Origin of the sequence: Limosilactobacillus portuensis, from assembly GCF_028607025.1 — a bacterium.
Lineage (GTDB): Bacteria > Bacillota > Bacilli > Lactobacillales > Lactobacillaceae > Limosilactobacillus > Limosilactobacillus portuensis.
Genome location: NZ_CP117296.1, coordinates 390,553 through 403,955 on the forward strand (window position 1 = coordinate 390,553; position 13,403 = coordinate 403,955).

The 13,403-nt window shown below is 39.6% G+C and carries 16 protein-coding genes and 1 tRNA gene; 13 read left to right on the forward strand and 4 right to left on the reverse strand.

All coding sequences use genetic code 11. The features are described from left to right. Positions 1–13 precede the first annotated feature (13 nt). The 8 genes from PRK60_RS01865 (at position 14) to PRK60_RS01900 (ending at position 6,544) form a co-directional block, all read left to right on the forward strand. Positions 14–793 carry a sulfite exporter TauE/SafE family protein gene (locus PRK60_RS01865; protein ID WP_273646196.1) on the forward strand — a complete coding sequence of 260 codons (780 nt, stop codon included), beginning with the start codon at positions 14–16 and terminating at the stop codon, positions 791–793. A 120-nt stretch (positions 794–913) separates the two neighbouring features. Then, positions 914–1,423, forward strand: a complete 510-nt coding sequence (locus tag PRK60_RS01870; protein ID WP_102168481.1) for a helix-turn-helix domain-containing protein — start codon at positions 914–916, stop codon at positions 1,421–1,423. An 83-nt stretch (positions 1,424–1,506) separates the two neighbouring features. Beyond that, the gene (locus PRK60_RS01875) at positions 1,507–1,902 is read left to right on the forward strand and encodes an iron-sulfur cluster biosynthesis family protein (RefSeq protein ID WP_102168480.1); all 396 of its coding nucleotides are present in this window, start codon (positions 1,507–1,509) and stop codon (positions 1,900–1,902) included. 111 nt (positions 1,903–2,013) lie between these two features. Continuing rightward, a complete protein-coding gene (locus PRK60_RS01880) occupies positions 2,014–2,502 on the forward strand; it encodes a prolyl-tRNA synthetase associated domain-containing protein (RefSeq protein ID WP_102168479.1) in 489 nt (162 codons plus the stop codon). A gap of 125 nt (positions 2,503–2,627) precedes the next feature. Beyond that, on the forward strand, positions 2,628–3,296 hold the full coding sequence (locus PRK60_RS01885) for a type 1 glutamine amidotransferase (protein ID WP_102168478.1): 669 nt from the start codon (positions 2,628–2,630) through the stop codon (positions 3,294–3,296). 152 nt (positions 3,297–3,448) lie between these two features. Then, positions 3,449–4,975: a glutamate--cysteine ligase gene (locus tag PRK60_RS01890; protein ID WP_273646197.1), complete on the forward strand. Its 1,527-nt coding sequence runs from the start codon at positions 3,449–3,451 to the stop codon at positions 4,973–4,975. A 74-nt stretch (positions 4,976–5,049) separates the two neighbouring features. Beyond that, the gene (locus PRK60_RS01895; RefSeq protein ID WP_273646198.1) at positions 5,050–5,979 is read left to right on the forward strand and encodes a lactate/malate family dehydrogenase; all 930 of its coding nucleotides are present in this window, start codon (positions 5,050–5,052) and stop codon (positions 5,977–5,979) included. Further along, complete coding sequence (locus PRK60_RS01900) at positions 5,972–6,544, forward strand: LOG family protein (RefSeq protein ID WP_102168475.1); 573 nt, start codon at positions 5,972–5,974, stop codon at positions 6,542–6,544. The genes PRK60_RS01895 and PRK60_RS01900 overlap by 8 nt, the downstream gene beginning before the upstream one ends. A 66-nt stretch (positions 6,545–6,610) precedes the next feature. On the opposite strand, the gene PRK60_RS01905 is transcribed toward PRK60_RS01900, so the two are convergent. Next, positions 6,611–6,973, reverse strand: a complete 363-nt coding sequence (locus tag PRK60_RS01905) for a DUF4828 domain-containing protein (RefSeq protein WP_102168474.1) — start codon at positions 6,971–6,973, stop codon at positions 6,611–6,613. A gap of 157 nt (positions 6,974–7,130) precedes the next feature. Between PRK60_RS01905 and PRK60_RS01910 the strand changes: the two genes are divergently transcribed. The 5 genes from PRK60_RS01910 (at position 7,131) to wecB (ending at position 11,637) form a co-directional block, all read left to right on the forward strand. Then, positions 7,131–8,150: a Gfo/Idh/MocA family protein gene (locus PRK60_RS01910; RefSeq protein WP_102168473.1), complete on the forward strand. Its 1,020-nt coding sequence runs from the start codon at positions 7,131–7,133 to the stop codon at positions 8,148–8,150. Between the two features lie 14 nt (positions 8,151–8,164). After that, positions 8,165–9,469, forward strand: a complete 1,305-nt coding sequence (locus tag PRK60_RS01915; RefSeq protein ID WP_102168472.1) for a DEAD/DEAH box helicase — start codon at positions 8,165–8,167, stop codon at positions 9,467–9,469. An 85-nt stretch (positions 9,470–9,554) separates the two neighbouring features. After that, positions 9,555–9,627: transfer RNA gene (locus PRK60_RS01920), tRNA-Arg, on the forward strand. A 143-nt stretch (positions 9,628–9,770) separates the two neighbouring features. Beyond that, the gene (locus PRK60_RS01925) at positions 9,771–10,382 is read left to right on the forward strand and encodes a helix-turn-helix domain-containing protein (RefSeq protein WP_102168471.1); all 612 of its coding nucleotides are present in this window, start codon (positions 9,771–9,773) and stop codon (positions 10,380–10,382) included. A gap of 127 nt (positions 10,383–10,509) precedes the next feature. Next, positions 10,510–11,637 carry a non-hydrolyzing UDP-N-acetylglucosamine 2-epimerase gene (gene wecB / locus PRK60_RS01930; RefSeq protein ID WP_273646199.1) on the forward strand — a complete coding sequence of 376 codons (1,128 nt, stop codon included), beginning with the start codon at positions 10,510–10,512 and terminating at the stop codon, positions 11,635–11,637. A 36-nt stretch (positions 11,638–11,673) separates the two neighbouring features. Here the strand turns inward: wecB and PRK60_RS01935 are convergent, their stop codons facing one another. From PRK60_RS01935 to PRK60_RS01945, 3 genes are all read right to left on the reverse strand, one after another. Further along, positions 11,674–12,246, reverse strand: a complete 573-nt coding sequence (locus tag PRK60_RS01935) for a hypothetical protein (RefSeq protein ID WP_273646200.1) — start codon at positions 12,244–12,246, stop codon at positions 11,674–11,676. Between the two features lie 262 nt (positions 12,247–12,508). Then, positions 12,509–12,946 carry a GtrA family protein gene (locus tag PRK60_RS01940; RefSeq protein WP_273646201.1) on the reverse strand — a complete coding sequence of 146 codons (438 nt, stop codon included), beginning with the start codon at positions 12,944–12,946 and terminating at the stop codon, positions 12,509–12,511. Continuing rightward, a complete protein-coding gene (locus PRK60_RS01945; RefSeq protein ID WP_102168468.1) occupies positions 12,946–13,395 on the reverse strand; it encodes a flavodoxin in 450 nt (149 codons plus the stop codon). The genes PRK60_RS01940 and PRK60_RS01945 overlap by 1 nt, the downstream gene beginning before the upstream one ends. Between the last annotated feature and the right edge of the window lie 8 nt (positions 13,396–13,403).

The following is a 13,403-nucleotide window of genomic DNA, read 5'->3' on the forward strand; positions in this document are numbered from 1 at the left end:
GGAGGATACCAAATTGCAAATCTTGACGATTGTCGGAGTAATTATTGTTGGTTTAATTACTGGAACTGTTACAAGCTTGATCGGTGCCAGTGGTGTTTGCGTTGTAGTCCCAGCATTAACACTCTTTTTTGGCCTTAATTCGCACTTAGCAATTGGGACAAGCTTAATGGTAGACGTAATTACTAGCATTGTCGTTGCTATTAACTACTTTAAGCACGGTAACGTCCGTCTTCAAGCAAGCTTATGGATTACAGTTGGATCAATTTTAGGCGCCCAGTTAGGTAGCCATTGGGCCGGAATGATTAATGATGCTTCACTCAGTATGATCTTCGCAGTTGTTTTAATTATTTCTGGAATTGCCACCTTAAAGAAAGGGGTTAATAACCACTTTGATTCACAAAAAGGGATTCATTTTAAAAGTAAGCTTACTCAAGCATTGTTATTATTATTTATTGGTGCCGTAATTGGGGTTATTAGTGGCCTTGTCGGTGCTGGTGGTGGCGTAATGATCCTATTAGCGATTATTTTCATTCTTCATTATCCAGTGCATCAGGCGGTTGGAACATCTACTGTCATTATGGCGATCACGGCTTTATCATCCATGATTGGTTATGCTCGTCAGGGAAATGTTGATTGGCTGATGGGAGTACTTATTGCCAGTGGCGCGGTAATCGCTGGGATTATCGGTGCTCGTTATGCAAATTCAATTAATGAAGAGAAACTAAACAGGGTCATCTCATGGATCTTTATTATTCTGGGCTTCATAATGATCGGGATGCGCCTAATTCATTAATTTCCCGGGAAATTAAATTACTGACGGGTAACTGTCAGGATTCTGGCGGCTAGATGGCGTTGTTATCCGTAATATTAAAGTGTAATTTAAAAGTACAAGCAAATAAGGGAGGAATGTCCCATGGTGGAGACTGAAGTCAAAAAATTACGAGTTGCCAAACACTTATCTCAAGAACAACTTGCTGAAAAAGCCAAAGTTTCTGTAAGAACTATTCAACGGTTAGAAGCGGGTGATGACGCTAGTATCTCAACGTTAAATTTAGTTGCAAGCGCACTAGGAGTAGAAGTTGGTGAGCTATTTCCCCAAACTCAATCTGCACAGCAAAAAGAAAAAATACAATCAGCTGATGAACAGTTACAATCACAGCTATACCAGCGGCATGAGGAATACCATACTTTTAAGAGTATCTACAATACCTGCTTTATTGTTATTATGATGATTTGGGGATGTCTTTTTCCATTAATCCACAATAATGCTTTTTCTTCAATCGCTGGTGTTTTGTGGATTGGTGGTTGGTTGCTTTTCGGTCCGTTAAAAAAGGAAATTAAAATCAAAAGAATCGACCCTAAATTAGATGCTAAATATCCATTGACCGTTAATCGGATTGATAGAGATGAGGAGACAAAATAAAAGTCAGGAGCATTTTTCTTTATCTCTTATAAGAAGTGAGTAGAATAATAGTTACCATATCGCTTAAGAGGGGAGAGTTATTTATGAAAAAGTTAACTGTGACTGACGCGGCATTGGAACGAATTAAGAAATATCTTAGTCCTGATAAGCAAATTGTCTTAGACTTTGACGATGGGGTTGGTCCATTCTCAGCAATTGGCAATTGTAGCTTAGACGCTAATTATCGACTAATTTTTGTTAACCGTGACGTTAAATTACCTGATTTTGACGAAATCGTTAGTTCTAATATTGGTGATATTCGGATCAAGAGTGAATGGTATGCTAGCGCTCAATTTGAAGATCAAATGGAACTGCGCTTTGATCCTAAGCACTTTACAATGCCATTGGTTAGCCCAACAAAAATTTTAACCGATAATGTTGAAGTTGTTGAGATTGATGAACCGCTTAAAACAGAATATAGTGGAACTCATGATTGCTAATAAATAATTTAAAACCAAATGAAAATATCCAAAAATGAAGCTACGAACTTTGAACTATAATAATTGTTCGTGGCTTTATTTTTAGAGTGTAATTAATGGGGGAAGAAGAACATGAATCCACAACAAATTTATCAATTGCTAAATCATAATGAAATTGAATATCAGTTAGTTCACCATCCGGCTGTCTTGACGACAGATGAAGCTGACCGGTATGTACAGGACTATTCGTTTGCGAGAACAAAGAATCTCTTTTTGCACACCCATAACCGAAAGGAGTATTTCCTATACGTTCTTCCTGAAAATAAGCGTTTTAATGAGAAGAGCTTTCGTCAGACAGTTAAAACCTCTCGATTATCATTTGCTTCCCCAGATGAACTGAACCAAATTCTAGGTGTGGCTCCGGGGATGGTGTCACCCTTTAACTTACTTAATGATCGATATCATCAGGTATCACTAATTGTTGATCAAGAAGTTCTTAAAATGAATAAGTTAATTGGAGTACATCCAAACACTAATACTCAGACTGTGATATTAAAGACCGCTGATTTGTTGGCACTTTTGAAAAAGGTTGGTACTAGCATTCAGATAATTAATTTTTAGCTTCAGTCGGAGTTAAACAAGTGGTGATTGTCGTTCGCTTTTATTGACACCCGATCCGAATAACATTAGAATTCTAATGACTAAGTAGTCTATTGGGGAGTAATTAAAAATAGGAGTAATAAGCAATGAGAGTAAATATCTTACAACATACATCTAATGAGGGGCCTGGTTCTATTCGGGATTGGATTCATGCAAATAACGATGAAATGTATGTTTATCACCCAGATCAGTTCGGTAATCTACCAACCGCTGCTGAGACCGATATGCTAGTCGTTCTTGGTGGACCAATGAGCCCCAACGATGACTATCCGTGGTTGGAAGAAGAACGCGAATTAATTCGTACTTTGATTGATGAACGTAAACCAATTTTTGGTGCTTGTCTAGGAGCGCAGCAGATCGTTAAGGCATTAGGTTACCAGGTTACCGCAGCTCCACATAAGGAAGTTGGCTGGGCACCAGTGTACCGGCAAAATGATGCAATTCCCGGGATTCCCGAAAAGTTAACCGCTCTCCATTGGCATCAGGATATGTTTGAGATTCCTGATGATGCTAAATTGCTTTTTAGCAGCGATTTAAATGAAAATCAGGGCTTCCTGTATCATGATAATGTTATCGGTCTCCAATTTCACTTTGAACCGATGAAGGATAATGTTCGTGAAATTGCAATTAACGACAACCAATACCCGCTTGAAAATAATGATCTCCACCAAACAACTGCCGAAATTATTAATCACGATGTTCCAGCAGAAAATAAGCAGATAATGTTCAAGCTGCTAAATTACATCACAAAATAAGAATGGTTGGTGGCTTTAGAAGACTACAGTAAAGCAATTTAAACCTGCTTGTTTTACACGATTATACAATTGTTGTCACTTCACTTTTGAGGTTGCTAATTTAGTATTCAAAGTGTTATTGTGTAAGGTATATGAGAAATGAGGTGATTTGAATGGCTGATCGATATACCGTAATTCGCCAAGCATTAAGTGAGCCGGAATTAAACGCAAAGTTATTTGCATCGGAGTTTGGACTAGAGGCAAAGAAGCACCGGGTATTAACTAATGGTCGAGCAAGTCGGTACCCATATCCAGAAGCGCTGCGTTCTCGTCGTCATAACTTATATTTGAATTCTGGCTTTACTGACAACATGATTGATTTTGAAACATCACCAGTTGTTGGCAGTAAAAATGCAGTTCGTCAATTGAAGATGCTTGAGCAGATTATGGTTGGTCAACTCCATGAGGATGAACGTTTATGGCCACTCAGCCTTGCTCCAGCACCTGTTTATAATCATGATTTAGATTACCTAATGACTGCTAATACGAAGACTTGGGACCGAGCTAATCACGATTATTTAGGCAAGAAGTATGGGATTACCCAAGAACTATTAGGTGATGTTCATGTTAATTTCAGCCTTAACAAGGAACTCTTGAAATCCTTATATGGCCAATTTTATAGGGATGAATATGATTCACTTGTTGATTTTCAAAATCATCTTTATTTTAAGATGGCCCAGTGTTTTGTTCTTTACCAATGGCTATTCACTTACCTTTATGGTGCCAGTCCGGTTTCGGAAGATATGCATATTCCAGAACATCTTGAATTGCCAGTTCGTAGTTTACGGTGTAGTGATTACGGTGATGATAACCTTCCTAATGAACAGGTTGGCTATAATTCATTAGAAGAACACTTCGCTAAGCTGCAGCAATTTTTGGATGACGGGACGTATTACAGTATTAAGGAGTTCTTTGGCCCTGTTCGCTGTCGGCGTCATAATCAAGATGTTGGTGATTTACAGGGAATGTTGACTAAGGGAATTAACTATCTTGAGTTTCGTTCGTTTGACCTTGATCCGCTTTCTCGGACAGGAGTTAGTGACGATACAATTAATTTCCTTGAATTATTAATGATTAATACATTAATTAAGCCGCTTCCGGATAATTTACCGGAAGAACTCGCTGCTGCCCGGAAACTTAATAATGAAGTTGCACTTCAAAAGCCAAAAGAGCAAACTCCAGAGATGCACGAGGCAGCGATTAAGATTATTACTGAATTACAGGATTTAGTTGATGAATTTAATGCGCCACGTGAATATCGCTTGGCCCTTAAATTTGTACAACGGCGAGTTGATGATCCCGCTTTAACGATTAGTGGTCAATTAGCGGATCAGATTGAAAATGGGAATTTACTTTCATTTGGATTAAAGTTAGCTAATGATCGCTTTACCGCCAACATGAACATGACTCACCCGCTTCAAGCAATTAGTAATAAGTATTCCGATGATACGCAACGCCTGATCAAAGCAGCAATTGAGTTGGGGGTAAATGTTTCATTTAATGATGATGGTGTGACCTTGACGGTTGGTGATCACGATGAAACGTACGAGGCTCAAGGAGACTTTGAGTTCCCCGATGGTCCACGTAAGTATACTTTAGATACATTTCCTGAAGCAATTAAGTTTCAAGAACAACAATAAATTAGATACTATTAATGAATAATGGGGCCTCACAATTTCTTGTGGTGCCCCGTTTTTGGTTAAGGAGGATCAAGATGCGAAAGATTGGAATTATTGGTTTGGGGCATATTGGACGATTATTAGCGCATACCCTAGTCACAACCGACAAAGCAGATCAATTGGTTTTAATCGATCAAGATGATGAGGTGGCTGTTGGCTTGAAAGCAGATTTAGAAAATGCCCAAACTGCCTTGATGTCAAGGACTACAATCACTATTCAAGATTACGCAGCCTTAAAAGATGCGGATCTTTTGATAACTGCATTCGGTGATAGTCAACTTCTTCAAGAACAACAGATGGCAGAATTATCGCGTAATGGACAAACTATTGATCGGATTGCACCACGGGTTAGACAAAGCGGCTTCTCAGGAATCGTCTTTAATATTAGTGATCCGAACGAAGCAATTACCGCCTACCTTCAGCAGCAACTTGCCTTGCCACCGAAACAGGTAATCGGAATTGGGACAACAATTGATACCATGCGAATGCGTCAGGCAGTTGCCAAAGGCGCGCAAGTATCGTCACAGAATGTTAGTGGCTTTGTTTATGGTCAGCATAACGGTGAAAAAGTATTTGCGTGGTCAACGGTAACCGTTAATGGTCAAAATTTAGAAAAGGTGATTAACGGTTACCACCTTGATCAGAATAAATTAAGAGTTAACGCTGATATGGATAATTGGTACACCCTAAAAGGACTTGGCTATAATGCAAGTGCTGTTGTCACTTGGACGCTTCAGATTATTTCTGTAATTTTAGGAAGTGGTAATTTGACCGTCCCGTTAGCAATTTATCAACCACAGTACGAATGTTACATTAGTTTTCCAACGCTGATTAATCGTCATGGCCAAGGTAATCCGATATTATTGAATTTATATCCTGTAGAAGAAGCTGCTGTTAAGACAGCGACAAATGCAATCCAACAGCAAGTTACGATCTTGCAACAAGGAGGGAAAGAAAATGATTAATTCATTAGCTGTATATTGTGGTGCAAGGGATGGTAATGATCAGAAATATTTAACAGCAGCGCGACAGCTGGGTGAATGGATGGCTGCCCACCAAATTGATCTAGTTTATGGCGGTGGTCAATTTGGTTTAATGGGTGCCGTTGCTAATGGGGTCCTTGATAATGGTGGAACTGTTCACGGCATTATTACCGAAACTCTTGCTAGTCGGGGAGCGGCTTATAAAAAAATTCAGGATCTCAAAATTGTTCCTGATATGGATCACCGAAAAGAAAAAATGATGGCAATGGCTGACGGAATGTTGGCCCTTCCCGGTGGCATTGGAACCCTTGAAGAAATTAGTCAAGCTGCTTCGTGGATTACAATTGGTGAGAATCTGAAACCAGTTGCCTTTTATAACCAGGACGGGTTTTATTCACCGCTCGAACAGGTGCTTGAACACATGAGTCATGAAGGCTTTCTCGAAAAAGTTTATCTTGATAGCATGTACTTTAGTGATGATTTTGACCAAATCCTTGACTTCATGGAACATTACCATGCACCTCATTACCGGGAATATAAGAAGTAGTTTTAAAAATCAAAGGGTGCTGGAAATAGTAAGAGACTGAAAAAAACAAAATGTTTTTTCCAGTCTCTATTTTAATGGTTGAATTGTATAAACCTGATCGTCAGCTTCATCAATTAATGAAACAGGACGTTGATCATTTGCTTGAATTGTAATATGGTAACCGAATTTATCAAGGTAAACTAATTTATCTTCACGAACTAGTTGAACTGTTGCAGGAATTTCTTGATTATCAATTCCTAGCTTTAGTTCTGGAGAGATGGTGATTTTATGGGTTCGGTTGCGTTCTTGATCATAATATTGCCAAGTCCCGGCATAAAAGATTGGCAACGCAGCCGATGTGTTACTTTTCTTCGCGTGACTGAACCCTAACGTACTAGAGAGTCCAGCCATTAATCCCGCGCCGAAAAGTAGCATTCCCTTTTTTTTCATATTCCATCAATCTCCTCATTTATGTGATAAGTCATTTTTCTACAAGCTTATTATACACATAATTATATGATCGAAAGATTTCATTTCTGTTAAAAACAAACAATAATTGGTATGATTAATGTAACAAGTTAAATATCTGATAAGGGAGTTGGCTTAGATGCTTAAGTTAGGAATTATTGGAACTCATATTATTACGGATCAAATGTTAGATGCTGCCAAGACTACTGGTAAGTATCAATTAACCGCGGTCTATTCACGGACACTAGACCGGGCTAAGGAATTTGGTCTGCCATACGGTGCTACAGAATTTTATGATGATCTTGAGAAATTCTTTGAAGATGGTGACTTTGACGTTGTCTACATCGCGTCACCAAATAGCTTGCATTACCAACAAGCACGCTTAGCAATTGAAAATGATAAGTTTGTGATTGTTGAAAAGCCAGCGTTTGTAAACCCAAGTGAATTTTCCGGGATTCAATCTTTATTGGCAGCTCACCCGAAGGCACGATTGGTGGAAGCTGCTCGCCATATTCATACGCCACTCTATAAGGAAGGACTAAAAAAAGTTGATGAAATGAAGAAGCATTATGTTCAAGGCGCAACAATCACTGTGATGAAGTACTCCTCACGGTATGACAAGGTCTTGGCAGGGGATGAACCTTATCCAAACATTTTTACCTTGAAGTATGCTGGTGGGGCTTTAATGGATCTTGGTGTTTACGCAGTTTATGGCGCACTAACAATGTTTGGTCAGCCACAATCGGTTGTCTATTACCCAACCCTATGTAAGACAGGCGTTGATGCTAAGGGTGTTGCCATTTTGAATTATGATAAGTTCAGCGTAACCTTAAACTTCGGTAAGACAGCCAATTCATACTTGCCATCCGAAGTTTATGGCTTAAAGGATACCCTCGTTTTTGATAGTATTTTTGAAACTCAAAAGGTAACATATTACGATGCTGATAAGAAAGCACACCAACTTGATGCACCGGTAGAGAAAAATTCAATGACAGATGAAATGAACGACTTTGCTGACTTGTTCAATGATCCAGATAATGAAGAACAAATGAAGAAATATAAGGGCTGGATGGATCTTTCAGAAATGGTTAACTCCGTAATGTACTCACTTCGGCAATCAGCTCAATTAGAATTTCCGGCAGATAAAGATCAAGAATAGGATGGGGATAACATTTGATCGAACAATTTCAAGAAAAATTCAATCAGCAATTTAAACAACCAACTGCAATCCAGGAGGCAGTTGCTAAGCCGTTAGCTGAGGATAAATCAATTATCGGCATTGCGCCTACTGGTTCAGGAAAGACGCTGGCATTTACCTTGCCCCTTCTTCCTAAAATTATGCCCGGGGCTGGCACCCAGCTACTAGTTCTCGCACCATCACAAGAGTTAGCGATTCAGACAACCCGTGTAATGCGTGAATGGGCTAATATTATTGGCGTTAAAGTTCTTGCCTTAACAGGCGGTGCTAACCTTCGCCGACAGGTAATGAAGCTTCGTAAACATCCGGATGTCGTTGTCGGTACGCCTGGCCGAGTTCTCCATATGCTGGATAACCGGCACCTCAAACTCGGGCACCTTCAGACAATGGTAATTGATGAGGCCGATGACTTACTGCGTGATGATACCTTAGCCGTTGTTGAAGATATCGAGCGCGCTACACCATTAAGTGCTCAGTTAGCATTCTTTTCTGCCACCAAGTCTCCAGTGTTTAAGCAACTTTCAGTGATGTTCGGTCGGGATATTTTAACCCTTGATGTTACTGATAGTGATCATACTCGGGGAACTGTTCGGCACGGATATATTGATGCCCGGACTAATGCTCAAAAGACTGCTGTTCTTCGCCGGCTGACCAGTATCAAAGACTTTCGGGGGCTGGTTTTCTTCAATAGTACCAGGACGCTCCATTATGCAGCTAGTCGCCTTCGCCATGAACATATGGCAATTGGGACTTTAGGGGGTCGGCAAAAACAAACGCAACGTGAAAAAGCAATGCGGATGTTTCGGAAACGCCAGATTAAGCTATTACTGACAACAGATGTTGCTGCCCGGGGAATTGATATTCCTAAGCTTCCTGCTGTTATTAACTTTGATTTACCAACAGAAACGAATACTTATATTCACCGTGTTGGGCGGACTGGTCGTCAGGGCGAACCAGGATTAGTGATTAACTTGGGTGATGATCACGATATCCGTGATTTGAAAAAGATCCTTGCCCCAACTGATTATCATTTGGAGCATCTTTACATTGATAATGATCAGATTACGGATCAAAAACCACAAAAGGGTCAAAAATCAGTTTCGGTTCGGCGGCAAAATAGTCGGCAATTACAACAAGAACAGTGGAGTGACAGCACAAATGTTGAAAAGACTGTTCATCACACTCTTGGCAAGCCAACAAAGCGAAAGAAAAAGCCTCATAAGAAAAACCGGAAGAATAAGGGAATTCGTCTTAAACACCGTCGTAAGAGTGGCATGTGATTAAGGCGGTGCTTTGAATAATTAATGAAAAAGAGTAAAATTAGCTTTACGAGGTTGTTCGTAAATGCGATAATACTCTTTGTCTGGTCCTATAGTATAACTGGATAGTACATCCGCCTCCTAAGCGGCCGATTCCGGTTCGATTCCGGATGGGACCATTTGGGCTTAACTAGGTAAGAAAAGACGTTTTAATAATGTGTTTTCTTACCTATTTTTTGTACTATTTTAGTGGTGCAATGAACCATTGCTAGTGCTGTCTATCGTTATTCGATATACTTAATCCAAAAATAAGGAGAGACCAATGAAATTTGGCGAACAAATTAAAGAACGACGACAGGAGTTAGATTTGACACAAGCGGAGGTAGCTGAAAAGTTATTCGTTACTCGACAAGCAGTGTCTAATTGGGAGCACGATAAAACATATCCTGATTTGAATATGCTTGTAAAAATTAGCAATGTTTATCAAATTTCACTTGATTCTCTATTAAGGGAGGACCAAAAGTTGAAGGACTATTTAGAACAAGGGAGAGCAATGAATTCGTTTAGTGTCTCCTATGGTTTTATTTGGATAATGTTTGGACTTAGTTATCTTCTTGATGATTCAACAAAGGTGGGCAGTATTGCTTGGAATGGCATGGCAGCAATCTTTTTTCTTGCCATGATTTATGAAGAACTGGTAAGCCCGTTTTTTCTTGGGATCAATCGACGGACATTTTATCGGAGTGGTAAACGGCCTGACGAAAAATTATCAGTCTTTGCGAAATTATTCTACGGAGTATTTGTTTTAGCAGTTATTATTAGTGTGATTTTAGTTCATCAGGGAATGTCAGGGAGATATGCACTTTCGGTTTTAACTATTCTAGTGGGATTTCAGTATCTCTTACGAAAATATATATACGTGGTAAAAAACTAAAATTAATTAGTTGTTAGAAATTTGAACTGTTATTTCCCGGGAAATAAAGTTTATCCGGAGTAAATTTTCCAAGATATTATTAAATGTTGTACAATTAAAATAGTATTTTCGCAAAGGAGTTGTCACTGTGCAGAAGCCATTTAAAATTATGCTTTTATTTGGGACGCGTGCTGAAGCGATTAAGCTTGCACCAATTATCGAGCAAATGAAACGGGATCCGAGTACTTGGAAACCATCAATTGTCATTGCTGCCCAACAGCGACGCCCACTCCTCCAACAAACGATGGATTTCTTGAATTTAACGGCAGATTTTGATTTAGATCTTTCTGGCCTAAAGAATACTGATTATGCTGAACAACTAAGTCAGTTAATTCATAACCTTGATAATGTTATTAATGCTGGTCAACCAGATATGCTTTTGGTGGTGGGGGATGCGGTTACTAGCTTAGCAGCTAGTTTGGTAAGTTTTTATAACCACCTTCCGTTAGGGCACGTTGAAGCCGGATTGCGGACCTATGATAAATATCTACCATTCCCGGATGAAATGCACCGGCGAATTACAGATAATTTAGCTGATCTCTACTTTGCTCCGACGACTCGAGCACGGGATAATCTACTAAGTGAACATCATTCTGCTCAACAAATCTATGTAACTGGTAATCCGGTGATTGATTCCGTTAAAGAGCGGTTAACAACTAATTTTCAGAGTGCACTCCTTGAACAGATCCCCGATGATCACCGCATTATTATTTTGACGATGCAACGGGTTGAAAGTATTGGTGCGCCAATGAAACGAGTCTTTCATACAATGAGAGATATTGTTGAGACCAATGAGGATGTTGATTTAATTTATCCGGTTTACCCCAATAGCGAGGTAATGAGCCTGGCTGACGAAGTACTGGGGAATAAAGAACGGATTCATTTAATTCAGCCGCTTAATCATGGCGACTTCTTAAACCTTGCTGTACGGTGTGACTTCATTGTGACTGATTCTGGTGGGATTCAAGAGGAAGCACCGGCAATTCATAAACCGGTTTTGCTTCTGCGAGAAAAAACAGAACGACAGGAAGCAGTGGATGTTGGTGCCGTTAAAGTCGTTGGTACTGATCCAACAAGTATCCAACAGGCTGTCTTTACATTGTTGAACGATCATAAAGCCTATAAAAAAATGGATCAGGCAGAGAACCCGTTTGGTGATGGTCATGCCAGTGAACGGATCCTTGATATTATTGAAGATTACCTAGATAAAAAATAAGAGCCGGTGAATATCTTCGCCGACTCTTTCTTTTGACTATCTAACTTTCTGAATTAACTTTAAGGCTTCATCATGGCTCATGCTGTACATATTAGTTAGTTTGTTTGCAATCTGTTGGTCACTAAAGCCTGAATTGATTAGAGCTTCAACGGCTCCTTCCCCTTTACCTTCTCTTCGTGCATCCATCAGGTCAAGTTCATATTTCATAAAGCTATGCCTCCTTATTGGATCTTCACGAATCCGTTTCATTTCAGCCCGTACTTGTTTAACAAGCTGATCGTCTGTGTCAATTTGGTTTCCCATCAATTTGAGGAATCCCTTTAATTTCATATTACCATGAAACTGGCCAGCCTTTGCATTGAAGATCGTAATTTGCCGTTGATCACCTAGCTTAAGTTTTGGATCGACAACACAGCGATTTTCAAACTGATATTTACTCCAGCCGCGACCAAAATAATCAAAATCGCAAAACATAATTACGTAGGTCGGATACTGTGCTAATTTTGAGTAATCGTCGCCAACGTTTAAAATATCGAAATCAATTTGCTGTTGGTAATAACGAAGCCGAAAGGAAAGATTGTGCTTATCCGCAACCTGCATTTCAACCACGAAAGTACGCTGCTCTTCATCACGGACAAACACATCAAACCGGACTGTTCGTGCACTGATTGGACCGGTAACTTGTTTCTGGGGAGTAATTCGCGAAATTGTTTTAAATATAATTCACGTTGGTCCATTTGCCACCATCCTTATTAGAGTTGAGGCTTTCAATCCTCCTAAATATATAAGACGGCATTTAATCGTTTTTATATGAAAAGCAACGAAGAAAAAATAGCAGCCTGCATCAATCACTGATTCAGCCTACTAATATTTACTTATCTTCAATCCCACGATTATCCTTAAAGATTAACCACTTCGAGAAAATATAATTAGCGATTACAACAATAACGTTATCAATAAACTTAACAATAAATTGTTGTAATGGGGTATCGAACTTGAGGACTTGAATACCAACATAGGTAATGACCATATCAATTACTAGGGTCAGTCCACGATAGAAAAAGAAGCGAAGGATTTCAACTAAGAAGTCACTAACGGTCGTGTAGTGAGAACCAAAGACCCACACCTTATTGGTGAAGTAAGCTACCAGGACAGAGGCAAACCATGCAATTACGGTTGCTACTTCAACATTCCAGTGAAGACCGGAACTTAAAATTTGAAAGACCGCTAAGTTAACAACAGTAGTGACAACGCCCCAGAACAGGTAGGCAATGATGGACTTATACTTACTCCAGAGTTGCTTAATCATTACTTAGCCGCCTTTTCAATTAATTTGGCAACAAAACTGTCAAGAGTTTTAATATCGTCTTCGTCTGGTGATAAGTTAATGTGAACATTATCAGCACCCTTAGTGGCATGAGCTTTTTCAAAGGCTTCACCGAAGAGGTCAACTGCCTTGCAATAATCATCAGCGTAGAAGGTGTCACCTGATCCAGCAACCCCGTAAACTTTACCAGTTAAGTCGGCTTCTTGAAGATCATCGTAGAAATCTAGTCCTTCATCTGGAAGAGCTCCTTCATCATAGGTATAAGGACAAACCACACAAATGTCGACATCCTGAAAGTCTTCCACGTCAGCCATTGTAATTTCCGTCTCGTCGACTTCCACACCTTGATCCTCGAATGATTCAGTAATGATATCGGCGACATCTTCGTTGTTACCAGTGATGGTTGCGTAAACAACAAGTGCTTTAGCCATTTTTATTC